The sequence below is a fragment of the Streptomyces sp. NRRL WC-3605 genome (genome assembly GCF_001509795.1).
Lineage (GTDB): Bacteria > Actinomycetota > Actinomycetes > Streptomycetales > Streptomycetaceae > Streptomyces > Streptomyces viridochromogenes.
In genome coordinates this window covers 191,064-214,420 of record NZ_LLZN01000002.1, presented here as the reverse complement: position 1 = coordinate 214,420, position 23,357 = coordinate 191,064, and the positions used below count along the sequence as shown (strand labels likewise).

The window sequence follows — 23,357 nt, the reverse complement described above, 5'->3', positions numbered from 1 at the left end:
GGGGGCCTCGTGCGTCGCATGATGGGGGAGAGGGCGGGGACCGGCCGCCCGCGGACACGGTGTTGACCAGCGTGAAGCACTCCGGATACCGTCATTCAACAGATTGTTGAATCCGTAGGGTGGAAGCGGCGGAAGCGGAGGGTGCGGGAATGGGCCAGCAGGAGAAGGTGACGACGAGCCTCGCGGGCGCCGTCGGCGAGGAGATCGACGCCTCCCTCGCCCCCGTCGACGCCGAACTGGAGCGCCGCTACCCCGGTGACCCCGGCACCCGTCAGCCCGTCCACACCGTCTACGTCCCCGGCGACGCCTTCGCCGCCGACACCGTGCGCTCCTGGGGCGACCGCGCCCTCGCGGCCCTCGACGAACACGCCCCCGACGCCGCGTCCCTCGCCGCCGTGCTCGGCCTCTCCGACGCACTCGCCGAGCCGGTGTACTCGCGGGTCCGCGCCAAGCTGGAGCGCGAGCCCGTGGAGGACCTGCGCGTCGACTTCGAGGACGGCTACGGCTCCCGCCCCGGCGCCGAGGAGGACGAGGCCGCCGCCCGCGCGGCCCGGCTGATCGCCCAGGCGTACCGGGACGGGACGGCCGCCCCGTACATGGGCATCCGCATGAAGTGCATGGAGGCGCCCGTCCGCGCCCGGGGCATCCGCACCCTCGACATCTTCCTCACCGGCCTGATGGAGGCCGGCGGCCTGCCCGGCGGACTGGTCCTCACCCTGCCCAAGGTCACGTATCCCGAGCAGGTCACCGCCATGGTGCGGCTCCTGGAGGCGTTCGAGAAGACGCACGGCCTGGACGCCGGCCGGATCGGCTTCGAGATCCAGATCGAGACCAGTCAGGCCATCCTCGCCGCCGACGGCACCGCCACCGTCGCCCGCATGATCCAGGCCGCCGAGGGCCGGGCCACCGGGCTGCACTACGGCACCTTCGACTACAGCGCCTGCCTCGGCGTGTCCGCCGCCCACCAGGCAAGCGACCACCCGGCGGCCGACCACGCCAAGGCGATCATGCAGGTCGCCGCCGCCGGCACCGGCGTACGCGTCTGCGACGGCTCGACGAACGTCCTGCCCGTCGGCCCCACCGAGCAGGTCCACGCGGCATGGCGGCTCCACTACGGCCTCACCCGCCGCGCGCTGGCCCGCGCCTACTACCAGGGCTGGGACATGCACCCCGGCCACATCCCCACCCGCTACGCCGCCGTCTTCGCCTTCTACCGCGAGGGGTTCGAGCAGGCAGCCGCCCGGCTCGCCCGGTACGCCAACCGGGCAGGCGGCGACGTCATGGACGAGCCCGCCACCGCCAAGGCCCTCAGCGGCTATCTGCTGCGCGGCCTGGACTGCGGCGCCCTCGACATCGGCGAGGTGGCCCGGCTCACCGGTCTGACCCGCGCCGACCTGGAGGGCTACGCCGCACCCCGCCGCGGCGACCTGACGGCGTCCGGGAGCTGAGTCCCGCGCCCGGCCGCCCACGATCGCGCCGGCGCACGCCCGCCGCCCGCGGGGCACCCCGGGCGCCCGCCGGCGGTGCCCAGCGACCAACGTCTGGTGGGCGAAGACCGACGACAGCGGGAACACCGGGGTGTTCGTAAGCGACGTCTACATCGAGGGCGGCGACAACGACGCACCGGTCCCCGGCCTCCCCGTCTGCTGAGGCCGGACCCCGACGTACGGCTCAAGGCCGGACGCCGTCACCCGCTTCTCCCGTGCGAACACAGCGGTGCCCAGCGCGCACAGGCGCACGTCCGCGCGTACCCGCGCGCTGAACTCCTCGGGGGTGACGCCGAACAGCTCCCGCAGCCGGGCCGACCCCGACAGCAGCTCGGTGAGCAGCGGACGCTGGCCGGGATGCGTGCGCGGTGCTCCCGTGCCGTCGCGCAGGACGCCGTGGCGGTTCACGTAGACGTAGGCGCCCGGCAGCGTCGTGCCGTCCGCCAGGCCGATCCGCACGTCCGGCGCGGGCAGCCACGCGCGGGCGTAGTTGCCGTCGGCCCGGGGCACGCCCTCGCTGGCGTCGATCACCGCGAGCTGCTCGTCGTCCAGCCAGGTCACGAACAGCTCGGTGACCCGGCCGGGAGCGAGGAACGGCGCGGCGGCCAGGTACCCGAGGCGGCTCACATGGGCGGAGACGCCCACGGCGAGACCCGTCACCCGTGTCTTCACCAGCGGCACGGGGGAGTCGATCCCGAACGCCCGCATCTTGCGCCGCAGTTGGGCGGGGCAGGCGTTGGAGCCCACCGCGAGGACCGGGGCCCGGTCGTCGTGCACCAGGCGTTCCAGCGGCAGCAGCCGGTCACCGTCGAGGAGCGCCGAGTCGGCCGGCCAGGCGCCCGGGTAGAGCAGCGGATGGTCGTGGGGCGCCTCGGCCAGGCCCAGCGCCTCCAGCGTGCGGTCGTCGTCCGCCGCCGGACCCGCCTCGGACCTGCCGTCCATGGCCGGTCAGTCCTCGGGCGGCAGCTCGCCCGAGCCGCGGGTGACGAGCCTGGTCGGCAGTTCGATGCGCTCGGGGGCGACCAGCGTGCCGTCCAGCTGGCTGAACAGCCGCTCGGCGGCCTTACGCCCGAGGGCCGCCGCGTCCTGGGCCACCACGGTGACTCCGGGCTGCAGCAGGTCGGCGAGCTCGATGTCGTCGAAGCCGACGAGGGCGACCCGGCGGTGCTGCGCCGCGAGCACCCGGATCACGGTGACCGTCACCCGGTTGTTGCCGGTGAAGATCGCGGTGACGGGGGAGGGGCCCTTGAGCATGTCCTCCGCGGCCCGGCGCACCCGCTCGGGGTCGGTCACCCCGAGGGACATCCAGGCGTCCTCCACCGGTATCCCCGCGTCCTCCATGGCGGCCCGGTAGCCGCGCAGCCGCTCGGCGGCCGTGTGGATGCGGGGCATGTCGCCGATGAAGCCGATCCGCCGGTGCCCGTGGCCGATCAGGTGGGCCACGCCGTCGCGGGCCCCGCCGAAGTTGTCCGACAGGACGCAGTCGGCGTCGATCTGCCCGGCCGGGCGGTCCACGAACACGGTCGCGACGCCGGCCTTCAGCTCGGGCTCCAGATAGCGGTGGTCGTCACCGGCCGGGATGACCACCAGTCCGTCCACGCGCCGCGCGCACAGCGCGAGCGCCAGCTCCTGCTCACGGTCGGGATCCTCGGCGCTGGAGCCGTTGATGAGCAGGGCGCCGTGCGCCCGCGCCACCTCCTCCACCGCGCGGCTCAGCGGGCCGTAGAAGGGGTCCGCGAGGTCCTCCAGGACCAGGCCGATGCTCGCCGTGCGGCCCTTGCGCAGCACACGGGCGCTGTCGTTGCGGCGGAAGCCCAGGGCGTCGATGGCCTCCTGGACGCGGCGCTCCGTCTCCGGTGTGACTCCGGGCTCTCCGTTGACCACGCGCGAGACGGTCTTCAGACCGACTCCGGCACGCGCCGCGACGTCCTTCATGGTCGGCCGGTTGCCGTAGCGGCTCTCGGGAAGTCGGTCGGAACGGCGGATGGTCTCGGGCACGATGCGGTGTCCTGTCCTGTTCTCGTCCACGGGGATGCGTCGGTCCATGGCCTTGTATGAGGATGTGGCGTCGAGCATAGAGCCTGGACAACGTTGTCAGATCCGGGAGACACTGTCCACCGCAATCTCCGGCCTGCGCCCCCACCGCCAGACCGGCGCGTCCGATTCCCGCCCTTGGGCGGCGGGGAGTTCCGAATGGTTGACGGGGAGAACTGAATCTGATGCACAACGACCTCGTGGCTGCGCTCGACATCGGCGGCACCAAGATCGCCGGAGCGCTGGTGGACGGTCACGGCACCATCGCCGTCCGGGCGCAGCGCCCGACTCCGGCCAAGGAGGACGGCGAGACCGTGATGCGGGCCGTCGAGGAGGTCGTCCAGGAGCTCGCCGCCTCTCCTTCGTGGGGGCGGGTCTCGGCGCTCGGGATCGGCAGCGCGGGACCGGTGGACGCCTCGGCGGGCACCGTGAGCCCCGTCAACGTCCCCGGCTGGCGCGGCTACCCGCTGGTGCGCCGGGTCAGGGAGGCGACCGGCGGGCTGCCCGTCGAGCTGATCGGCGACGGCGTGGCCATCACCGCGGCCGAGCACTGGCAGGGGGCCGCCCAGGGGCACGAAAACGCGCTGTGCATGGTCGTCTCCACGGGCGTCGGCGGCGGTCTGGTGCTGGGCGGGCGGCTGCATCCCGGACCCACCGGCAACGCCGGCCACATCGGGCACATCAGCGTGGACCTCGACGGCGATCTGTGCCCGTGCGGCTCGCGCGGCTGCGTGGAGCGCATCGCGAGCGGCCCGAACATCGCCCGCCGGGCCCTGGACGCCGGCTGGCGGCCCGGTCCGGACGGCGACACCTCCGCCGCCGCGGTCGCCGCCGCCGCGCGCGAGGGCGACCCGGTCGCCGTGGCCTCCTTCGAGCGGGCCGCACGGGCCCTGGCCGCCGGGATCGCGGCCACCGCGACCCTCGTGGAGATCGACATAGCGGTGATCGGCGGAGGTGTCGGCAAGGCCGGCGACGTCCTCTTCACGCCCCTGCGCAAGGCGCTCGCCGACTACGCCACCCTCTCCTTCGTGCGGCGCCTGACCGTCGCGCCCGCCCGGATGGGCACGGACGCCGGGCTGGTCGGCGCCGCCGCGGCCGCGCTCGCCGGACGGACGGGCGTGGCCGCGGCGGGGGTCTGAGCCCTGGGTCGGACACGACCGACGAAAGGCTCTAGGGGGTGTCTGACCAGCTCAGCAGCTCAGGCGCGCCCGCGCCCAGTCCCCGTGGTCCGAGGTGATGCCGTCGCCGCCGTCGGTGACGACGAGCCGGACCACCTGGGCGCCGGTCACGTCGGCGGTGAGCTGCTGGGCGGGCATGGCGTTGGTGAGGACGCCGGTCGAGGCCGCCTTCGTACCGTCCGCCCAGACCTCGAAGGCGACGGTGCCGTCCGCGCCCTCCTCGTCGTCGACGCCGACGTGTGCCGTCACCGTCTCGCAGGCGCCGCCCGTGTAGTAGCCGACGGTGCTCTCGGCGTGGACGCCGAGCCCGGTGTCGTACACGACCCCGCCGATGGTGATCGGGTTCCCGTCGCCCGCGCCGCTCTCGCCGTTGCTGGTGTCGCGTTCGACCGGCCCCCATCCGTTGGTGGCCGACAGCCAGGGCAGGTCACCGAGTTCCGAGGTCCCCGCAGGCGGCGCGCTCACCACGGTCGCGGTGAGCGGCAGCGCGGTCTCGACCCGGTCGCCGGCCGGTGAGCGGTGCCGCACGGTGAGCGTCATCGCGTACGGTCCCGTGGGCGTGCCCCGCGGCACCGTGATCTCCCATCGGGTGCGCAGGGTGCGGCCCGTGGGCAGCGCGGGCGAGGTGGCCGCTGTCTTCGGCCGCAGGGACCAGCCCTCGGGCCCGGACAGGGACACGGACACGCCCCGGGCGGCCGTACGCCCGAGGTCGGTGACCGTGGAGGTCAGCGGGGCCGTCCGGCCGGGCTCGAACAGCAGGCCGCCGTCCAGGCCGAGTTCGACCGCGGGCGGGTGCTGGGCCCACCGGCCGTCGGCGGCGACGCGGACCAGGACGGTGCCGTGCGCGGGAACCGTCGCGGAGATCGTGCCCGCCGTGTTGAAGGTGCGGTGCCGCCACAGGTCGCGCAGCGTGTAGGCGCCGGCGGCGGGCAGCCCGACATCCTCGGCGGTCGTCGTGACGCGCCGGGCGGTGTCGGACTCGTTGAACAGCGCCACGGCGCGGCTGCCGTCCTGCATCTCCTTGGCGACCACCCAGCGCCCGCCCTCGGAGGAGACGACCCTGCCCTGCCGGCCCAGGGGGTCCTGGTCGACGGCGATGACCTCCCGGTTGCCGAGGATCTCGAAGGTCTCCGCGGAGGCGGTGCGCAGGTCGGCGCCGATGAGCAGCGGCGCGGCCATGATCGCCCACAGGGAGAAGTGCGAGCGGTACTCGGTGCCGGTCATGCCGCCGTTGCCGACCTCCAGCATGTCGGGGTCGTTCCAGTGGCCGGGGCCCGCGTGGTCCGCGAGCGGCAGGTTCTGCTTGAGGATCGACAGCATCGAACCCCAGTTGTCGCTGATGTCGCCGGTCGTGCGCCACAGGTGGCCCACGTCGGCGGCCCACTCCCAGGGCTTGTTCTCGCCCCATTCGCAGATGCTGTAGACGATGGGGCGGCCGGTGGCCCGCAGCGCGTCGCGCATGGTCGTGTAGCGCTGCCGGGCGTCCACGCCCTGGTTGTTGCAGTTGTCGTACTTCAGGTAGTCGACGCCCCAATCGGCGAACTGCCGAGCGTCGCTGTACTCGTGGCCGAGGGCGCCCGGGAATCCCGTGCTGTCGCACGTCTTGGTGCCGGCGCTCGTGTAGATCCCGAACTTCAGCCCCTTGGCGTGGACGTAGTCGGCGACCGCCTTGATGCCGTGCGGGAAGCGGGCCGGGTCGGGCACCAGCTTGCCGTCGGCGTCCCGGGAGGGCAGCGCCCAGCAGTCGTCGAGGTTGACGTACTGGTAGCCGGCGTCCTTGAGCCCCTTCTCGACCATGAGATCGGCGATGCCCTTGACCATGGCCTCGTCGAACTCGGCACGGCAGTGGGTGGAGTTCCAGTTGTTGAAGCCCATGGGCGGGGTCAGGGCGAGACCGTCGTCCACGGCGGGAGCCGGGGGAGGGGCGGCCGCGGCGGGGGCGGCGAGTCCGGCCGCGCAGAGCAGTGCCGCGCCGAGGGTCCCGATCAGCCTCGTCCGGATGGTGCGGGTGTGAAGGTGACGCATGGTCACGTTCCTCCGTCCCTGGAAAGGGAGACATCATGTACGCGTCATAGTTCGCTCACGTTAGAACGTGTCGGACTGTGTTGGAAAGTGGTCGGGCCTGAACTCGTGCCCGAGGGGCGCGTCCCTGTCTTTTGAACGCGTTCAAATATGCGCTAGGGTCATCCCGTACGAGAGGGGAACCCCATGAAGATCGTGATCCCCGGTGGCACCGGGCAGGTCGGCACGGTCCTGAAGCGCGCGCTGAGCGCGGCCGGGCACGAGGTCGTCGTCCTGACCAGGCGTCCGGCCCGGGCGGGCGAGGTCGGCTGGGACGGCACCACCCTGGGGCCGTGGGGGGCGGAGATCGACGGCAGCGACGTCGTCGTCAACCTGGCCGGACGCAGCGTCAGCTGCCGCTACACCGCGCCCAACCTCAAGGCCATGATGGACTCGCGGGTGCGCTCGACCGGGATCGTCGGCGAGGCGATAGCGAAGGCCGCCCGGCCACCGCGCGTCTGGCTCCAGATGAGCACGGCCACCGTCTACGCCCACCGCTTCGACGCACCCCACGACGAGGCGACCGGTGTCATCGGCGGGCGGGAACCCGACGTGCCGGGCTACTGGTCCTACAGCGTCGACATCGCCAAGGCCTGGGAGCGGGCCCTGGACGAGGCCGACACCCCGCACACCCGCAAGGTCGCCCTGCGCTCCGCGATGGTCATGAGCCCCGACCGGGGCGGCGTGTTCGACGTCCTGCTGCGGCTGGCGCGCCTGGGGCTCGGCGGACCCGTCGCGGGCGGCCGGCAGTACGTCTCCTGGATCCACGAGCACGACTTCGTCCGCGCCGCCGAGTTCCTCATCGCCCGCGACGACCTGTCCGGGCCGGTCAATCTCGCCGCCCCGCAACCGCTGCCGCAGCGCCGGTTCATGAGCGCCCTGCGCTCCGCCGCGCGCGTCCCCGTCGGTCTGCCCGCGACGAAGGCGATGGCCGAGATCGGCGCGTTCGTGCTGCGCTCCGACACCGAACTGCTGCTCAAGAGCCGCCGGGTGGTCCCCGGCCGGCTGCTCGACGCGGGCTTCGGCTTCACCCACCCGGACTGGCCTGGCGCGGCCCGCGAGCTCGTCGGGCGGCGCCGCGAGGTCCGGCGTGCGTCCGGGTCCGGGCCCTCGTACGATCCGTCCCGGGCCGGGGCGTGACCGTCCGGCCGTTTTCGCAGTTGAACCGGCCATGAAGAAGCGCAGCATGCTCGCCATCGCCTCCCTGGCCACCGGATTCGTCGTCGCCGCCGTCACCCCGTCGCACTCGGCTGAGCTGGCCGGCCCTCCCGGAACCGGCGCTCCCGACACCGGGCTTCCGGGTCTCACCGGCGGACAGGTCAAGGCCGCCGGGGTGGATGTGAGCGGCAAGAAGATCGACGGTCTCAGCACGGCCGGTGCGACCAAGCTGGCGGGGGTCGATGTGGACCAGGCCCTGGAGACCTTCGGCCAGGCCGTCAACCGGGAAGCGGACCGGGCCGTGAACGACGCCCCGCACCGCGGCTCCGGGAAGAAGGGCTGACAGCCCCTCGGGCCCGTCCGTACGGCGCCGCACCCCCGCTCCCGAGCGGAGGGCGGCGCCGTCGTCATGCGCCCTCTCCTGGGAGTGGTTTCCGTGGCAGTGTGGAGCGGGCAAGCCACAGGGGGCCAACAGAAGAGGGGGAAACGTGATCGTCTGGATCAACGGCGCGTTCGGTGCGGGGAAGACCACCACCGCACGGGAACTGATCGAGCTGATCCCGAACAGCACGCTCTTCGACCCCGAGGTCATCGGCGCGGCGCTCACGCACCTGCTGCCGCCCAAACACCTGGCCGAGGTCGGCGACTTCCAGGACCTGCCGATCTGGCGGCGCCTGGTGATCGACACCGCGGCGGCGCTGCACGCCGAGCTCGGCGGGACGCTCGTGGTCCCCATGACCCTGCTCCGCCAGGAATACCGCGACGAGATCTTCGGCGCTCTCGCCGCCCGCCGCATCACCGTCCAGCACGTCCTCCTCGCCCCGGCGGAAACGATCCTGCGCGCCCGGATAGCGGAGCGGGAGACACCGCCCGACCCGCCCGACGCCGAGATACGCGTCCGGCAGTGGTCCTACGACCACATCGAGCCGTACCGCGCCGCGCTCGCCGCGTGGCTGGTGGCGGACGCCCACCCGGTCGACAACAGCGGCCTGACGCCGTACGAGACCGCCGTGCGGATCGCCGGGGCGGTCGGCAGCGGCGAGGTGCCGGTCTGCGACATCGTGCAGACACCGGAGCCCACCGCCGAGACCCTCGCCGCCGGGGTGCTGCTCTTCGACGAGAAGGACCGCGTCCTGCTGGTCGATCCCACGTACAAGGCCGGCTGGGAGTTCCCCGGCGGCGTCGTCGAACCCGGCGAGGCGCCCGCGCGCGGCGGTATGCGCGAGGTCACGGAGGAGACCGGGATACGGCTGCGGGACGTGCCGCGGCTCCTGGTGGTCGACTGGGAGCGGCCCGAACCGCCCCGCTACGGCGGTCTGCGGCTGCTGTTCGACGGCGGGCGGCTGGACTCCGCTGACGCCGAGCGGCTGGTGCTGCCCGGACCCGAGCTGCGGGACTGGCGCTTCGTCACCGAGGCCGAGGCCGCCGACCTGCTGCCGCCGGTGCGCTACGAACGGCTGCGGTGGGCCCTGCGGGCCCGTGAGCGCGGCTCGGCGCTGTACCTCGAGGCGGGGACCCCGGCACCGTCCTGAACGGGTGGGGGGGCACCGGCGTGCCCCCCACCGTGGCCCGCTCAGCTTCCGGCGTAGTTGCGCAGGAACAGCGCCTCGGCGACCGACAGCCGCTCCAGCTCCTGCGGGGACACGCTCTCGTTCACGGCGTGGATCTGCGCCTCGGGCTCGCTCAGACCGATCAGGAGGATCTCCGCCTCCGGGTAGAGCGAGGCCAGCGTGTTGCACAGCGGGATCGAGCCGCCCTGGCCGGCGAACTGCATCTCCTCGCCCGGGTACGCCACCGCCATCGCGTCGGCCATCGCCTGGTACGCCGGGCTGGTCGTGTCGGCGCGGAACGCCTGGCCCTGCCCGACCTGCTCGGTGCTCACCCGCGCGCCCCACGGCGTGTGCGCCTCCAGGTGGGCCTGGAGCAGCTTGGTGGCGTGGGCCGCGTCGACGCCCGGCGGCACCCGCAGGCTCACCAGGGCGCGGGCGCTCGCCTGCACGGACGGCGTGGCGCCGACCACCGGCGGGCAGTCGATGCCGAGGACCGTCACGGCCGGGCGGGCCCAGATCCGGTCGGCGACCGTCCCCGAGCCGATCAGCTCCACGCCGTCGAGCACCTTGGCGTCGGCGCGGAACTGCGTCTCGTCGTACTGCAGTCCCTCCCAGGCGGACACGCCGGTCAGCCCGTCGACGGTCGTCGAGCCGTCCTCGGCGCGCAGCGAGTCCAGTACCCGGATCAGGGCGCCCAGCGCGTCGGGCGCGGCCCCGCCGAACTGGCCGGAGTGCAGGTTGCCGGCCAGCGTGTCGATCTGCACGCGGACCATGGTCATGCCGCGCAGCGTCGTGGTGACCGTCGGCAGACCGACCCGGAAGTTGCCCGAGTCGCCGATCACGATGGTGTCGGCCGTCAGCAGCTCCGGGTGCGCCTCGGCGTACCGCTCCAGGCCGCCCGTGCCCATCTCCTCGGAGCCCTCGGCGATCACCTTCACGTGCACCGGGACGCCGCCGTTCGCCTTGAGCGCGCGCAGGGCCAGCAGATGCATGATCACGCCGCCCTTGCAGTCGGCGGCCCCGCGCCCGTACCACCGGCCGTCGCGCTCGGTCAGCTCGAAGGGCGGGGTGTCCCACCCCGCCTCGTCCAGCGGGGGCTGCACGTCGTAGTGGGCGTACAGCAGCACGGTCTTCGCGCCCTCGGGGCCCGGCAGGTAGCCGTACACGGACTGGGTGCCGTCGGGGGTGTCCAGCAGGGCGACGTCCTCGAAGCCCTCCGCCCGCAGCGCGTCGGCGACCCAGCGGGCCGCTCCCTCGCTCTCGCTCCTCGGGAACTGGTCGAAGTCCGCCACCGACTTGAAGGCCACCAGCTCGGTGAGCTCCGCCTTCGCCCGCGGCATCAGCGAGGCGACGGTCTCGGTGACCGGAATCGACGACATGGGCACGCTCCTTGTGGGTGCGACGTTGTACGCGTGAGTGCTGTGATCCTCCCACAGTGGCCTGCGACGACGCCCGCCGTAGGATGCGGGGGACAGCATCGGGCGGCGAACAGAGCGGGAGCAGTAGGCCATCGTGAGCAGCGAGAACTCTTCGGCGGACGACATGCGGCAGGTCTGGGACGTCGTCGTGGTGGGTGCGGGTCCGGCCGGTGCCTCGGCCGCCTACGCGGCGGCGGTCGCCGGAAGGCGCGTGCTGCTGCTGGAGAAGGCCGAACTGCCCCGGTACAAGACGTGCGGCGGCGGCATCATCGGCCCCTCGCGCGACTCCCTCCCGCCCGGCTTCGAGCTCCCACTGCGGGATCGGGTGCACGCGGTGACCTTCTCCCACAACGGCCGCTTCGCGCGCACCCGCCGCTCCCGGCGGACGCTGTTCGGGCTCGTCAACCGGCCCGAGTTCGACCAGCAGCTCGTCGAGCACGCGCAGAAGGCCGGCGCCGAGCTGCGCACCGGAGTCACCGTGCAGCGCGTCGAGCAGCACGGCTCGGCCGTGCCGGACCGGCGCACCGTGGCCCTCGTCCTGCAGGGCGGGGAGACCGTCCTCGCCCGGGCCGTGGTGGGCGCGGACGGCAGTGCCAGCCGCATAGGGGCCCACGTCGGGGTGAAGGTGGACCAGGTCGACCTCGGTCTGGAGGCGGAGATCCCGGTGCCGGACACGGTCGCGGAGGACTGGAAGGGCCGGGTGCTCATCGACTGGGGCCCGATGCCCGGCAGTTACGGCTGGGTCTTCCCCAAGGGCGACACGCTCACGGTCGGCGTCATCTCGGCCCGCGGCGAAGGCGCCGCGACCAAGCGGTACTTGGAGGAGTTCATCGGGCGGCTCGGGCTCGCCGGGTTCGAACCGAGCATCTCCTCCGGCCATCTGACGCGCTGCCGCGCGGAGGACTCGCCGCTCTCGCGCGGGCGGGTGCTGGTGTGCGGTGACGCGGCGGGCCTGCTGGAGCCGTGGACCCGCGAGGGCATCTCCTTCGCGCTGCGGTCGGGCCGGCTCGCGGGGGAGTGGGCGGTGCGCGTCGCCGAGGCGCACGACGCCGTCGACGCCCGGCGCCAGGCGCTGAACTACGCGTTCGCCGTCAAGGCGGGCCTCGGCGTGGAGATGAGCGTCGGAAAGCGGATGCTGACGGTGTTCGAGCGCCGGCCCGGCATCCTCCACGCGGTGCTGACCGGGTTCCGGCCGGCCTGGAAGGCGTTCACGGACATCACCCGCGGCTCGACGACCCTCGCCGAGATCGTGCGCACCCACCCCATGGCCCACCGCGCCCTGAGCGCGATGGACCGCCGGCAGACGTCCCCGGACGAGCAGCCGTCCTCCTGACGCCGGTCGCCCGGGGACCTCACCCGTCGACCGTGATCCGGAAGACGGGGTGGTCCGGGGCGCACGCGACGATCTCCTCGTCGGTGGACTTCGCGGTCACGCCCTGGAAGTACTGGTTGACCTCCCAGCCCCACTTCTCCAGGTAGGTGCGCAGGATCGGGAGCTTCTCCTCGTCGGGGATCTCCACCGCGGTGAACGGGCGCACCTTGCGCCCGACCCGCAGCTCACCGCCGCCGGCGGCGCGCATGTTGCGCACCCACTGGGAGTGCCCGCGGGCCGAGACGAGGTACCGCACACCGTCCAGGACGTGCGGGTTGACCGGGACGCGCTGCATCTTTCCGCTCTTGCGGCCGCGCACGGACAACTCCGCCGTGCCGGCGATGCTCAGGCCGTGCCGGGCGAGCCAGCCGACGACGTTGTTGAAGCGGACGTTGAGCGGGCTGCCCTTGAGGTAGTACGGCGACGACATGGTGACCCCTTCGGATGGCCGGAAGACCGGCACCCCTTCGGATGGCCGGGAGACCGGTTTCGAGAGCACTGCTCTCGCTTGAGAGCAGTCTGCACGAGAACACCGATCCAGAGCAAGAGCAGTGCTCTCGAATGTGTGCACCGCTCTGGAATTCGTGCGAGACTGCGCGTCATGAGCAGCACCGCACAGGGCGCACGGGCCCGCGCCAGGATGGAAGTCACCGCCGCCATCAAGGACGAGGCGCGCAGACAGCTCGCGCAGGAGGGCGCGGCCCGGCTCTCGCTGCGCGCTGTCGCCCGTACCCTCGGCATGGTCTCCTCCGCGCTCTACCGCTACTTCCCGAGCCGCGACGACCTGCTGACCGCTCTCATCATCGACGCCTACGACTCCCTCGGCGCGTCCGCCGAGGCGGCGAACGAACAGGTCGGGGACGCCGCACCGCTGGAACGCTGGACGGCGGTCGCGGAGGCCGTCCACGTCTGGGCGCTGGAGCACCCGCACGAGTACGCGCTGATCTACGGGTCGCCGGTGCCCGGCTACACCGCTCCGATGACCACGGTCCCGGCCGCCTCACGCGTGGGGCTGCTGTTCATCGCCATCGTTCGCGACGCCCACCACGAGGGCGTCCTCGCCGACGCGCCGGAGCTGCCGGACGACCTGGTCGCCGAGGCCGGGCGCATGGCCGCCGACCTCGCCCCCGACCTGCCCCCGGCGACGGTCGTCGCCCTCATCGCCGCCTGGGCGGAGCTGTTCGGGCTGGTCGGCTTCGAGCTCTTCGGCCAGTTCAACCGGGTCGTGGAGGACCGGCCGCCGTTCTTCCGGCACGCGGCGATCCGGATCGCCCACGGGGTCGGCCTGCGCTGAGCGGCCCTCCGGGGCGTACTTCGCGGGGAGTACGCGTGATCACCACACGGGGGTGACGCCGCCCCGCGGCCCACGCGTCTAGCGTGGCCACCATGGACGAGCAGCAGGCGCACCGGCCCGGCGGTCCACCGGCGTGGTGGCGGCACGGGCCGCCGTGGTGGAACCGCTGGGACGAAGGCGGGGAGCGCGCTCCCCGGTGGCCCTGGCGTTCCACCGTGCTGGTCACCGTCGTCGTGCTCGTCGGGTCCTCGTTCGCGGCCCGCGGACAGCACGACGGGCGTCAGGACCTCGACCCGTTCGCACGGGTCCTGCTGTTCGTGGCGTCGGGCCTGCTGCTGTGGCGCAGGCGGTACCCGGTACCGGTCGCCTTCGGCACCGCGGCGGCCGCCCTGCTCTATCTGGCCGCCGGCTACCCCTACGGGCCGGTCTTCCTGCCCGTCGCCGTGGCCTGCTTCAGCGCCGTCGTCACCGGGCACCGATGGGCCGCCTGGACGGCCGCCGGGGCGCTGTGGGCGGGGCACGTCCTCGTCGGCCACTGGCTGTACCGCTGGCTGCCCCCCGCCGGGGACGGGCCCGCGCCCTGGGGGCAGGAGGCGGTCGTCGCCGCCTGGGTCGCCGCCGTCGTGGCCGTGTCCGAACTGGCGCGGGTCCGCCGCGAACAGTGGGCGAGGGAGCGGGCCGAACGGGCCCAGGCGGCGCGGCGGCGTGCCGACGAGGAGCGGCTGCGGATCGCCCGCGAACTGCACGACGTCCTCGCCCACAGCATCTCGGTGATCAACGTCCAGGCGGGGGTCGGCCTCGCCCTCCTCGACACCGACCCCGAGCAGGCGCGCACCGCGCTCACCACCATCAAGGCCCAGAGCAAGGAGGCGCTCGGCGAGGTCCGCCAGGTCCTCGACACCCTGCGGGCGCCCGGCGCCGCCCCGCGCGCCCCCGCCCCCGGCCTCGCCCGGCTGCCCGAACTGGTGGCTCAGGCGGCCGGCGCCGGCCTCACCGTCGAGGTCAGGGGCGAGCCGCCCCACCTTCCGCCGGCCACGGACCTCGCGGCCTTCCGTATCGTCCAGGAGGCCCTCACCAACGTCGTACGCCACTCGGGATCGCGGCACGCGCGCGTGCGGTTCGAGCAGATGGACGGGCCGACGCTCAGGCTGTGCGTCGACGACGACGGGCCGGCGACCGGAACCGACGCGGGCGGCAGCGGCAACGGGCTGGCCGGAATGCGGGAGCGTGCCGCCGCGCTCGGTGGCACGATCGAGGCGGGCCCGCGCGGCGACGGCGGTTTCCGGGTGCTGGCCGTCCTGCCGCTCACGGCGTCGAAACGCGCGAAGAACACGACCCCTCAGGAGGAGGACCGGTGATCCGCGTACTGCTCGCCGACGACCAGTCGCTCGTGCGGGCCGGTTTCCGGGCCCTGCTCGACGCGCAGCCCGACATCGAGGTGGCCGGGGAGGCCGCCGAGGGCGAGGAGGCGGTGCGCGCGGTGCGTGAACTGCGCCCGGACGTGGTCCTCATGGACATCCGGATGCCCGTGCTCGACGGGCTCGCCGCGACCCGCCGGATCACCGGGGACAGCGCGCTGGAGGACGTGAAGGTGGTCATGCTCACCACCTTCGAGCTGGACGAGTACGTCTTCGAGGCGATCCGCTCGGGCGCCTCGGGGTTCCTTGTGAAGGACACCGAGCCGGACGAACTCCTGCGCGCGGTCCGGGCGGTGGTCGACGGGGACGCGCTGCTGTCGCCGGGCGTGACCCGGCGGCTGATCGCCGAGTTCGCGGCCCGCTCCAAGGAGCCCGCGGCCGCCGACGCCCTGGCCCGGCTGACCGAACGGGAACGCGAGGTGATGGCGCTGGTCGGCATCGGCCTGTCCAACGAGGAGATCGCCCGCCGCCTGGTGGTCAGCCCGCTCACCGCGAAGACCCACGTCAGCCGCACGATGGTGAAGCTGGGAGCCCGCGACCGGGCCCAACTGGTGGTGCTGGCCTACGAGTCCGGCCTGGTGCGGCCGGGCTGGCTGGGCTGAGCGCCGCGCCGGAACCGCGCCAGCACGCTCACGACCCGGACGGCGAACAGCACCGCGGCGACGGTGGCGCCCACGGCCAGGACGGCGCGGCGCACACCGGCCGGCACGTCGAAGACGAGCACCGGTCCGACGACGGCACCGCACACGGCGGCCGCCGCGAACGCAGCGCTGCACAGCGCGTAGCCGATCTCGACGGTGATCGCGTCCCGCTCGGCCTGCCCGCGCCGTCCCCCGTGGTCGCTCATGGCGTGAGCCTCACACCGGAGGCGGCCCGGAACAAGCGGACCATCGGCTCACGGCTCACGGCTCGACTCTCACGGCTCGACTCTCACGGCTCGACTCTCACGGCTCAGGGCTCACGCCGCGCCCGGCCGCTCCGGTACCGCGCGCCGCGTCCCGGCCCCGATGAGCGTGGCGACCGCCGCCAGCAGGGCGACGCTGGTGAGGGCCACGGGCAGGGAGAGCCAGTCCGCCATGAAGCCGATGGCCGGGGGCCCCAGGAGCATGCCGCTGTAGCCGAACGTGGAGGCCAGGGCCACGCCACCAGGCCCCGCGACCGTGCCGGCGCGTTCGACGGCGACCGGGAAGAGGTTGGCCAGTCCGAGCCCGGTGACCGCGAAGCCCAGGAGGGCCGCCCACAGGGACGGGGCGAGGGAGCCGAGGAGCATCCCGGCCGCCGCGGTCGCGCCGCCCGCGACGACGGTCCGGCCGTGGCCGAGTCGTTCGAGCAGGGTCGTGCCGGTGAGCCGGCCGACCGTCATGGACAGCGCGAAACAGGAGTAGCCGAGCGCGGCGATCCCGGGCGTGGCCCCCAGGTCCTCCTCCAGGTGCAGCGCGCCCCAGTCGGCCATGGCTCCCTCGCCGTAGGCCGTGCAGCCGGCGATCAGGCCGAAGACGATCACCAGCCGGCGGGTGCGGGGGTCCCGGCGGCCGGGCGTGGCGCTCGGCCGGTCCGGTGCCGCGCCGGCCGGCGGGTCGTGCCGCAGCAGGGTCCGGCCCGCCACGGCGGTGACCAGCAGCCCGACGACGGTGAGGCCCGCAAGGTGCCGCGTGGGGGAAAGGGCCCCGGCGACCAGCCCGCCGAGCAGGGCGCCGGCCATGCCGCCGAGGCTGAAGGCCGCGTGGAAACTGGGCATGACGGGCCGGCGCAGTGCGGTCACCAGGTCGACGGCGGCGCTGTTGAAGGCCACGTTGATGCCGCCGTACGCGGCGCCGAACAGCAGGAGCACGACGCCGAGGGCGAGTGCCGAATGGGTCAGGGGGGGCAGGGCGACGCTGAGGCTGAGCAATACCGCGCAGACGACGGTGACCTGGTGGCTGCCGTAGCGGCGGCACAGGCGCCCGGTGAACACCATGGTGACCACGGCCCCGGCGGAGACGCCGAGGAGCGCCAGGCCGAGCGCGCTGGCGGAGGCGCCGGTCTGCTGCTTGATGGCGGGGATGCGGACCACCCAGCCGGCGAAGAGGAAGCCGTCGAGGGCGAAGAAGACGGTGACGGCGACACGGAGACGGCTGAGCGGGCTGAGGGGGCGGCGCACGACGCTGTGCGACCGTGATTTGTTTATTTGCGGCACAAATGCAGGCTAGGCGGGTCCCCGGCAGGGGGCAATCCCCTCCGACCTGTGGGTTCGCCCTCAGTAGGCGTCAGCATGACCGCGGCCGCGTGAGCCGGAGGTGAGCACCGAGGCTCACCTCCGGTTCACGCGCCGGCCGGTGGAGTGAGACGCATGAATCACCGTCGCCCCAAGCAGCACAGAGTGATGAAGCCACGGTCGTGTCTCATAGGGGCCTGCGTCATGATCGTCGGGGCGTGTCTCGCGATGCTGTTCGTGGTGGTACGCGGCGGCGTCGATGGAGAGGCCGCCGAAGCCGTCCAGGGAGCAGACGCCTCGCCCGGTCACCACCGTCGCCCGGCCGACGCCTCGTCGGCGCCGCGGCCCGGTCCCTCGCCTTCGCAGTCCGCGCACGTGACCCAGCACGGCGCCGGAACCTTCACGCGTGCCCCCGCCGGCTCGCGGACGTTCGGGCACGGCAAGCCCCTGCGTTATGTGGTGGAGGCCGAGGACGGCACGGGTGTCTCCGCCCGGTCCGTGGCAGCCGAGGTCGACCGCATCCTCGGGGACCCGCGCGGCTGGACCCACGGCGGAGCCGCCTTCCGACGGGTCGCCGGACCGCCCTACGACTTCCGGGTGCGGCTGGCGACACCGGACACCACGGACAGGCTGTGCGGCGCGTACGGCCTGGACACCGGAGGCGAGGTCAACTGCGCGGTCGGCACGGACGTGGTGGTCAACCTCAGACGCTGGGTGCTGCTCAGCCCGTACTACCCGAACCGGCCTGCCGAGTATCACGCCTTGATCATCAATCACGAGGTCGGTCACCGGCTCGGGTACGGGCACCGGGGCTGTCCCGGCCCCGGGCGGCCCGCGCCCGCGATGATGCAGCAGATCAAGGGCCTTCACGGCTGCGTCGCCAACGCCTGGCCCCACGACGCGAACGGAAGCCTGATCACCGGGCCGGCCGTGCCCTGAAAGACCGTCCACGGGCGTCTCACGCCGCTTTAACACCACCTCACCCAGACTGTGCACACAGACAGGCGAGGGAGTGTGCGCGGTGCGGGTACTGGTCGTGGAGGACGAGCAGATGCTCGCGGACGCGATGGCCGAGGGACTCAGACAGGAGACCTTCGCGGTGGACGTCGTCCATGACGGCGAGGCCGCTCTGGAGCGGCTGGCGGTCAACGAGTACGACGTGATGCTGCTCGACCGGGACCTGCCGAAGCTGCACGGCGACGAGGTCTGCCGGCGCACGGCCGCGGCCGGCGCCGACGTGCGGATCCTGATGCTTACGGTGTCGACGACGGTCGCCGAGCGCGTGGCCGGGCTCAGCCTCGGCGCGGACGACTACCTGGCGAAGCCGTTCGCCTTCGCCGAACTCGTCGCCCGCATCCGGGCGCTCGGCCGCAGGGTACGGCCGCCGGCACCGCCCGTCCTGGAACGCTCCGGCATCCGGCTCGACCCCCATCTGCGCGAGACCTACCGGGACGGACGGCACGTCCCTCTCTCCCGCAAGGAGTTCGCGGTCCTGGAGGAGCTCCTGCGGGCGCAGGGCGGCCCGGTGTCGGCGGAAACGCTGCTGGAACGGGTCTGGGACGAGAACATCGACCCGTTCACCACGATCGTCCGGGTGACCATCCGGGGCCTGCGTCGCAAGCTGGGCGAGCCGGGGATCGTGGAGACGGTGACGGGAGTGGGCTACCGCGTCCGGTGAGCCGATGGCGGCCGGCCCGGTCCGGGTGTGACCACGGTCAGTGGGGCAGGCCGGGCGGCGCGCTGCGGGGCGGCGGCGGCACGTGTGGCGCGCCGGGCAGGGTGACGGTGACGCCGAGGCCGCCTCCGGGCAGGGCCGTGGCGTGGACGTCACCGCCGTGGACCCGGGCGACGGCCCGCACGATCGAGAGGCCCAGACCGCTTCCCTCGGCGGAGCCGATCCGGTCGGTGAGCCGGCGGAAGGGCTGGAACAGCGTGGGGACCTCGGCCGGGTCGATGGCGGGCCCGGTGTTCGAGACGCTGAGCCGCACGCCCTCCGGGACCGTGCGGGTCGTCACGTGCACGGTGCCGCCCGGTCGGTTGTAGCGCACGGCGTTGTCCATGAGGTTGCGCGCCAGATGCTCCAGCAGGACCGGATCGCCGCGCAGCGGGGCGGGCCCGAGGTCCGTGCGCAGACTGATTCCGCCGCGTTCGGCATCGGGCGTGGCGTACTCCAGCACGGCTTCGACGGCCGGACGCAGATCGGCGGGAAGACGTTCCGCCAGGTCGTTCTCGGAGCGGGCCAGGACGAGCAGGCCGTCGATGAGCCGTTCGTGACGGGTGTTGACCGTCAGCAGGCTCTCGCCCAGGCGGCGCAGTTGCGGTGGGGCGTCGGGACGGTTCATCGCCACCTCGACCAGCGTGCGGTTGAGGACCAGCGGGGTCTTGAGTTCATGGGCGGCGTTGCCGATGAAGCGGCCCTGGCCCGCGAAGGACTCGTCCAGGCGCTCCAGCATGCGGTCGAAGGAGTCGGCGAGCGTCTTGACCTCGCCCGGCGGAGCGTGCAGGGCGATCCGCTGGTGCAGGGTGTGTCCCGCCACGCGTTCGGCGATACGGCTGATGCGGCTGAGCGGACGCAGCAGGCGCCCGGCCACCACCCAGCCGACGGCCGTGGCGACGACCCCGACGCCCGTGACGATCAGGGCGCCCCACTTCAGCATCCACATCACGTCGTCATGGGCGTCCTGCCGCGCGACGACCGAGAGGTCGCTCCAGTACCCGAAGGCCTGGGCGCGCTGCTGTGCCGTCAGCGGCGGATCGAACTTCAGCATCGGCTGGGCCGGGGGGTGGTACTGCCGGTAACGGTGGACCAGGAGCACGGTGGCCGCGAGCACGGCGGCGGCGGCGAGGAAGAACAGCAGGCCGAAGACGACGGTGAGCCGCAGGCGGAGGCTTCCTCGCTGCCCGGCGAGCCGTCGGACGACAGACCTGGTTCGCCCCGGGCCCTCGATCCCGGCTCGCACGGTGGCCCCTCCGACCGTTCCGTACGCCTCCTCCTCGGCCGTCGCAGGGCGCATCGGTCATCCTCCCGCTTGTTCGCTCGTCCGGCCCCCCGGCAGCCGGCTCCTTCAGTATCCGCATCCGGTGTGAGCGGGGCGTGAAGCTCCTCCGGCGACCGCGCCGCGGTCCCGCGCCGGAGAACGTGGTGCCCAGGAGCGCCGCTCACCCCCGGCTCACATCGGCCCTGGTTGGCTCCGCACAAGTGGGCCGGCGGACCTGGCCCACCCGCGGAGAGCGCGGAGCGCGTCACGGTCGTCCCGGTGCGTCCGCTCCGCTCGACACCGCGCGTCACGCGTCACGCGTCACCGGAAGGGCAGGCCTTGCTCGATCTCGTCTTCGGACGGCACCTGATGTACGTCGTCCTTGTCGTCCTCGTCTCGGCGGGTGTCCTGGTCACCGCCGGAGTCGGCCTGCGCCGGCGTCTCGCACGGCCCTGGGAGTACGCGGCCTGGGCGGCGTCCACGACGGCCGCGCTCTGTCTGACGCTCTGGGCCAAAACGGTCGCCACCGGCTCCATGATGTGCATCGTCGGCAAGGACGTGCTGGAGCCCTTCGGCGTGGCCCAGGGGTGGATGAACCTCGCGTTGTTCGTTCCGGTCGGATTCTTCGGGCTGCGGGCGGTGCGACGCCCGGTCCTCCCCCTGGTGTCGGCTGCACTGCTCAGCTGCGGGATCGAGACCGTCCAGGCCGTCGTTCCGGCCATCGGCCGCTACTGCGACACCAGCGACGTGGTCGCCAATGGCGCCGGGGCGATCGTGGGAGCCGGTCTCGGGTTCGTCTCCGTCCGCCTGGCGGGCGGACGTCCGCTGTCCCGGGGCGTGCGTCGCCGGCGCGTACCGGCCGCGGCCGGCCTGGGCTTCGCGGTGATCGCCTGCGTGCTGGCGGCCACCGTGGACTTGAGAGTCGTCGACCATGCCGAACCGGCGAGAGCCGCGACCGCCGAGCAGCGTGCCGTGATCACCGACATCGTCGACCGGGCGCTGGGCGGTGACGTGAGGATCACCAAGGTGTCGGACGTGACGCCGTGCGGCCTGGACGGGGTGAACGAGACGGTGTCGGCCGAACTGGAGCCCGGCGGAGCGGTACTCATGCCCTGGCCGGACCGGAGCAGCGTGGGCATCGAGGTGTGGGAGCGGTTCGCGTCCGGGGGAGCGCCGGCCGGACGCCGGATACCGGGCGCCGCGGGACCGGTGCACGACGCCTCGGCGGCACGGCGGACCGCGGACCGGTACGTCGCCGCCCGCTTCCCCGGCTCGGCCGACGGGGCACGGTCGGCGGTGGACCGGGAGGGCCAGGGATCGTGGACGACGTGGACGGTCGCCTATCCGCTCCACGACGACCGTCTGCCCGGCATGAACGCACTCCGGGTGACCGTCAACGGCAGCGGCCGTCTGCTGTCCGTCCACCTGTCGGCCACGCCGCCCGGCCGCCGGCCCGGCTCCGAGGGGAGCAAGACGGGAGTCAGCCGGGGGCTGTGCCCCTGACGTGCCGGCCAGATCACCACCAGCCTGGTCGACCAGGCCAACTCCTCCGTGACCCACCCCTCTCTTTGTTTCCGTCCAGCACAAAACCCGCTCAAGCGCTCTGCCGTACGGCTCCCACGCCGTCGGCTGTCCGGGTGGCGTCCGAGGTGGGACTCTGGGACCGGAAAGGTGACCGCCGAGGGAACTCGGGAGGGCCCCATGGGACGCGATGTGCCGGCCCTGGTGTTCACGCGGGAGGACCGCCGCCGCTACCGGGAGAAGATGCACACCTGCCTCGACGTGCTGGCGCAGATGCTGCGCGAGTCGACGTTCGAGAGCGAGCGCCCGCGGGTCGGGCTCGAGATCGAACTCAACCTCGTGGACGACGACGGACTGCCGGCGATGCGGAACACCGAGGTGCTCCAGGCCATCGCCGACCCCGCCTGGGACAGCGAGCTGGGCCGCTTCAACCTGGAGATCAACATCCCGCCCCGGGAACTGACCACCGGCGGCCCCGGCGCCTGGGAGCAGGCGATCCGCGACGCCCTGAACCACGCCGAGGACCGTGCCTCGGCGGTCGGCGCCCACCTCATCATGATCGGCATCCTGCCGACCCTCGGCGAGGAGCACGTGAACGAGGCAGCGCTCTCCGGCGACCCGCGCTACCGGCTGCTCAACGAGCAGATCTTCGCGGCCCGAGGCGAGGACCTGCGCATCGCCGTGGACGGCGAGGAGCGCCTTTCCACGTACGCGGACACGATCACCCCCGAGGCCGCCTGCACCAGCACCCAGTTCCACCTCCAGGTCGCGCCGAAGGACTTCGCCGCCTATTGGAACGCCGCCCAGGCCATCGCCGGCGTCCAGATCGCCCTGGCCGCGAACTCCCCGTACCTCTTCGGCCGCGAACTGTGGCGCGAGACGCGGATCCCGCTGTTCGAGCAGGCCACGGACACCCGTCCGGTCGAGATCAAGGCACAGGGCGTGCGGCCGCGCGTGTGGTTCGGCGAGCGGTGGATCACCAGCGTCTTCGACCTGTTCGAGGAGAACGTGCGCTACTTCCCCGCCCTGCTGCCGCTGTGCGACGACGAGGACCCGCGCGCGCTGCACGAACAGGGCCGGGCCCCCGAACTGGGTGAGCTCACCCTGCACAACGGCACCATCTACCGCTGGAACCGGCCCGTCTACGCCGTCACCGACAGCGGACCGCACCTGCGCATCGAGAACCGCGTCCTGCCCGCGGGACCCACCGTCTCCGACACCATCGCCAACGGCGCCTTCTACTACGGCCTCACCCGCGCCCTGGTCGACGAGGACCGGCCCGTCTGGTCGCGGATGTCCTTCGCGGCGGCCGAGGAGAACCTGCACACCGCCGCCCGCGACGGCATCGACGCACGCCTGTACTGGCCTGGCGTGGGCGAGGTCCCCGTCACCGAACTGGTGCTGAGAAGGCTGCTGCCGCTGGCCCACCGTGGCCTGGAGCTGGCCGGGCTGGACACCGCGTGGCGGGAGCCGCTGCTCGGCATCATCGAGCAGCGCTGTGTCACCGGGCGCAACGGCGCCCTCTGGCAGGCCGAGACGGTGCACCAGTTCGAGAAGGGCGCCTCCACCGACCGGCGGGAGGCCCTGCGCCGGATGACCACGTCGTACATGGACTACATGCATCTCAACGCGGCCGCCCACACCTGGCCGGTCGACTGACCGGCCCGCCGCGGACACCGGTGCCCGCACAGTTC

General features: G+C 73.1%; 21 protein-coding genes. 13 read left to right on the top strand and 8 right to left on the bottom strand.

Features of this window, described 5'->3' with window-relative positions; all coding sequences use genetic code 11:
* Window positions 1–149: 149 nt before the first annotated feature.
* Window positions 150–1,448: a DUF6986 family protein gene (locus ADL34_RS03005; protein ID WP_062667887.1), complete on the top strand. Its 1,299-nt coding sequence runs from the start codon at window positions 150–152 to the stop codon at window positions 1,446–1,448.
* Between the two features lie 147 nt (window positions 1,449–1,595).
* Here ADL34_RS03005 and ADL34_RS03000 read toward each other — a convergent pair whose 3' ends face one another.
* Together ADL34_RS03000 and ADL34_RS02995 are read right to left on the bottom strand one after the other, a co-directional pair.
* Window positions 1,596–2,429: a hypothetical protein gene (locus ADL34_RS03000; protein WP_062667884.1), complete on the bottom strand. Its 834-nt coding sequence runs from the start codon at window positions 2,427–2,429 to the stop codon at window positions 1,596–1,598.
* 6 nt (window positions 2,430–2,435) lie between these two features.
* The gene (locus ADL34_RS02995; RefSeq protein WP_199835515.1) at window positions 2,436–3,533 is read right to left on the bottom strand and encodes a LacI family DNA-binding transcriptional regulator; all 1,098 of its coding nucleotides are present in this window, start codon (window positions 3,531–3,533) and stop codon (window positions 2,436–2,438) included.
* A gap of 173 nt (window positions 3,534–3,706) precedes the next feature.
* Here ADL34_RS02995 and ADL34_RS02990 point away from each other — a divergent pair, with 173 nt between their 5' ends.
* Entirely contained in the window at window positions 3,707–4,660 is a 954-nt protein-coding gene (locus tag ADL34_RS02990) for an ROK family protein (protein WP_062667883.1), read from the top strand.
* Between the two features lie 51 nt (window positions 4,661–4,711).
* On the opposite strand, the gene ADL34_RS02985 is transcribed toward ADL34_RS02990, so the two are convergent.
* Window positions 4,712–6,724, bottom strand: coding sequence for an NPCBM/NEW2 domain-containing protein (locus ADL34_RS02985; RefSeq protein ID WP_199835514.1), 2,013 nt, complete (start codon window positions 6,722–6,724; stop codon window positions 4,712–4,714).
* A gap of 183 nt (window positions 6,725–6,907) precedes the next feature.
* On the opposite strand from ADL34_RS02985, the gene ADL34_RS02980 reads away from it, so the two are divergent.
* The 3 genes from ADL34_RS02980 to ADL34_RS02970 all read left to right on the top strand — a co-directional run bounded on the left by ADL34_RS02980 (window position 6,908) and on the right by ADL34_RS02970 (window position 9,450).
* Window positions 6,908–7,900, top strand: a complete 993-nt coding sequence (locus tag ADL34_RS02980; protein WP_062667881.1) for a TIGR01777 family oxidoreductase — start codon at window positions 6,908–6,910, stop codon at window positions 7,898–7,900.
* 31 nt (window positions 7,901–7,931) lie between these two features.
* Window positions 7,932–8,261 carry a hypothetical protein gene (locus ADL34_RS02975; RefSeq protein WP_062667879.1) on the top strand — a complete coding sequence of 110 codons (330 nt, stop codon included), beginning with the start codon at window positions 7,932–7,934 and terminating at the stop codon, window positions 8,259–8,261.
* A 145-nt stretch (window positions 8,262–8,406) separates the two neighbouring features.
* Window positions 8,407–9,450, top strand: a complete 1,044-nt coding sequence (locus ADL34_RS02970) for an NUDIX hydrolase (protein ID WP_062667877.1) — start codon at window positions 8,407–8,409, stop codon at window positions 9,448–9,450.
* Window positions 9,451–9,491: 41 nt separating this feature from the next.
* Here the strand turns inward: ADL34_RS02970 and ADL34_RS02965 are convergent, their stop codons facing one another.
* Window positions 9,492–10,847, bottom strand: a complete 1,356-nt coding sequence (locus tag ADL34_RS02965) for a dipeptidase (protein ID WP_062667875.1) — start codon at window positions 10,845–10,847, stop codon at window positions 9,492–9,494.
* Between the two features lie 133 nt (window positions 10,848–10,980).
* Here ADL34_RS02965 and ADL34_RS02960 point away from each other — a divergent pair, with 133 nt between their 5' ends.
* Window positions 10,981–12,219 (top strand): geranylgeranyl reductase family protein, encoded by a 1,239-nt coding sequence (locus ADL34_RS02960; RefSeq protein WP_062667873.1) that lies wholly within the window; start codon window positions 10,981–10,983, stop codon window positions 12,217–12,219.
* A gap of 19 nt (window positions 12,220–12,238) precedes the next feature.
* On the opposite strand, the gene ADL34_RS02955 is transcribed toward ADL34_RS02960, so the two are convergent.
* Window positions 12,239–12,688, bottom strand: coding sequence for a nitroreductase family deazaflavin-dependent oxidoreductase (locus ADL34_RS02955; protein WP_062667871.1), 450 nt, complete (start codon window positions 12,686–12,688; stop codon window positions 12,239–12,241).
* A gap of 171 nt (window positions 12,689–12,859) precedes the next feature.
* On the opposite strand from ADL34_RS02955, the gene ADL34_RS02950 reads away from it, so the two are divergent.
* The 3 genes from ADL34_RS02950 (at window position 12,860) to ADL34_RS02940 (ending at window position 15,572) form a co-directional block, all read left to right on the top strand.
* Window positions 12,860–13,552: a TetR/AcrR family transcriptional regulator gene (locus ADL34_RS02950; protein ID WP_062667869.1), complete on the top strand. Its 693-nt coding sequence runs from the start codon at window positions 12,860–12,862 to the stop codon at window positions 13,550–13,552.
* 92 nt (window positions 13,553–13,644) lie between these two features.
* Window positions 13,645–14,910, top strand: coding sequence for a sensor histidine kinase (locus tag ADL34_RS02945; RefSeq protein ID WP_107115626.1), 1,266 nt, complete (start codon window positions 13,645–13,647; stop codon window positions 14,908–14,910).
* A complete protein-coding gene (locus tag ADL34_RS02940) occupies window positions 14,907–15,572 on the top strand; it encodes a response regulator (RefSeq protein WP_062667865.1) in 666 nt (221 codons plus the stop codon). The genes ADL34_RS02945 and ADL34_RS02940 overlap by 4 nt, the downstream gene beginning before the upstream one ends.
* Here ADL34_RS02940 and ADL34_RS02935 read toward each other — a convergent pair.
* Together ADL34_RS02935 and ADL34_RS02930 are read right to left on the bottom strand one after the other, a co-directional pair.
* The gene (locus ADL34_RS02935; RefSeq protein ID WP_062667863.1) at window positions 15,533–15,817 is read right to left on the bottom strand and encodes a DUF6332 family protein; all 285 of its coding nucleotides are present in this window, start codon (window positions 15,815–15,817) and stop codon (window positions 15,533–15,535) included. The genes ADL34_RS02940 and ADL34_RS02935 overlap by 40 nt on opposite strands.
* Window positions 15,818–15,928: 111 nt before the next feature.
* Complete coding sequence (locus tag ADL34_RS02930) at window positions 15,929–17,146, bottom strand: MFS transporter (RefSeq protein ID WP_079034132.1); 1,218 nt, start codon at window positions 17,144–17,146, stop codon at window positions 15,929–15,931.
* Window positions 17,147–17,368: 222 nt separating this feature from the next.
* Between ADL34_RS02930 and ADL34_RS02925 the strand changes: the two genes are divergently transcribed.
* The gene (locus ADL34_RS02925) at window positions 17,369–18,103 is read left to right on the top strand and encodes a DUF3152 domain-containing protein (RefSeq protein ID WP_234374930.1); all 735 of its coding nucleotides are present in this window, start codon (window positions 17,369–17,371) and stop codon (window positions 18,101–18,103) included.
* Between the two features lie 82 nt (window positions 18,104–18,185).
* Window positions 18,186–18,842 carry a response regulator transcription factor gene (locus tag ADL34_RS02920; protein ID WP_062667859.1) on the top strand — a complete coding sequence of 219 codons (657 nt, stop codon included), beginning with the start codon at window positions 18,186–18,188 and terminating at the stop codon, window positions 18,840–18,842.
* 37 nt (window positions 18,843–18,879) lie between these two features.
* Here ADL34_RS02920 and ADL34_RS02915 read toward each other — a convergent pair whose 3' ends face one another.
* A complete protein-coding gene (locus ADL34_RS02915; RefSeq protein ID WP_079034130.1) occupies window positions 18,880–20,178 on the bottom strand; it encodes a sensor histidine kinase in 1,299 nt (432 codons plus the stop codon).
* 303 nt (window positions 20,179–20,481) lie between these two features.
* On the opposite strand from ADL34_RS02915, the gene ADL34_RS02910 reads away from it, so the two are divergent.
* On the top strand, window positions 20,482–21,645 hold the full coding sequence (locus ADL34_RS02910) for a VanZ family protein (RefSeq protein ID WP_062667857.1): 1,164 nt from the start codon (window positions 20,482–20,484) through the stop codon (window positions 21,643–21,645).
* A 198-nt stretch (window positions 21,646–21,843) separates the two neighbouring features.
* A complete protein-coding gene (locus ADL34_RS02905) occupies window positions 21,844–23,322 on the top strand; it encodes a glutamate-cysteine ligase family protein (protein ID WP_062667855.1) in 1,479 nt (492 codons plus the stop codon).
* Window positions 23,323–23,357 lie beyond the last annotated feature (35 nt).

Excerpts from the sequence above, each read along its gene's own strand:
- ADL34_RS02980 (WP_062667881.1), top strand. The coding sequence starts at position 6,908 with ATGAAGATCGTGATCCCCGGTGGCACCGGGCAGGTCGGCACGGTCCTG.
- ADL34_RS02915 (WP_079034130.1), bottom strand. The coding sequence starts at position 20,178 with ATGCGCCCTGCGACGGCCGAGGAGGAGGCGTACGGAACGGTCGGAGGG.
- ADL34_RS02945 (WP_107115626.1), top strand. The coding sequence starts at position 13,645 with ATGGACGAGCAGCAGGCGCACCGGCCCGGCGGTCCACCGGCGTGGTGG.
- ADL34_RS02985 (WP_199835514.1), bottom strand. The coding sequence starts at position 6,724 with ATGCGTCACCTTCACACCCGCACCATCCGGACGAGGCTGATCGGGACC.
- ADL34_RS02905 (WP_062667855.1), top strand. The coding sequence starts at position 21,844 with ATGGGACGCGATGTGCCGGCCCTGGTGTTCACGCGGGAGGACCGCCGC.
- ADL34_RS03005 (WP_062667887.1), top strand. The coding sequence starts at position 150 with ATGGGCCAGCAGGAGAAGGTGACGACGAGCCTCGCGGGCGCCGTCGGC.
- ADL34_RS02955 (WP_062667871.1), bottom strand. The coding sequence starts at position 12,688 with ATGTCGTCGCCGTACTACCTCAAGGGCAGCCCGCTCAACGTCCGCTTC.
- ADL34_RS03000 (WP_062667884.1), bottom strand. The coding sequence starts at position 2,429 with ATGGACGGCAGGTCCGAGGCGGGTCCGGCGGCGGACGACGACCGCACG.
- ADL34_RS02995 (WP_199835515.1), bottom strand. The coding sequence starts at position 3,533 with ATGGACCGACGCATCCCCGTGGACGAGAACAGGACAGGACACCGCATC.
- ADL34_RS02975 (WP_062667879.1), top strand. The coding sequence starts at position 7,932 with ATGAAGAAGCGCAGCATGCTCGCCATCGCCTCCCTGGCCACCGGATTC.
- ADL34_RS02965 (WP_062667875.1), bottom strand. The coding sequence starts at position 10,847 with ATGTCGTCGATTCCGGTCACCGAGACCGTCGCCTCGCTGATGCCGCGG.
- ADL34_RS02925 (WP_234374930.1), top strand. The coding sequence starts at position 17,369 with ATGATCGTCGGGGCGTGTCTCGCGATGCTGTTCGTGGTGGTACGCGGC.
- ADL34_RS02990 (WP_062667883.1), top strand. The coding sequence starts at position 3,707 with ATGCACAACGACCTCGTGGCTGCGCTCGACATCGGCGGCACCAAGATC.
- ADL34_RS02950 (WP_062667869.1), top strand. The coding sequence starts at position 12,860 with ATGAGCAGCACCGCACAGGGCGCACGGGCCCGCGCCAGGATGGAAGTC.
- ADL34_RS02935 (WP_062667863.1), bottom strand. The coding sequence starts at position 15,817 with ATGAGCGACCACGGGGGACGGCGCGGGCAGGCCGAGCGGGACGCGATC.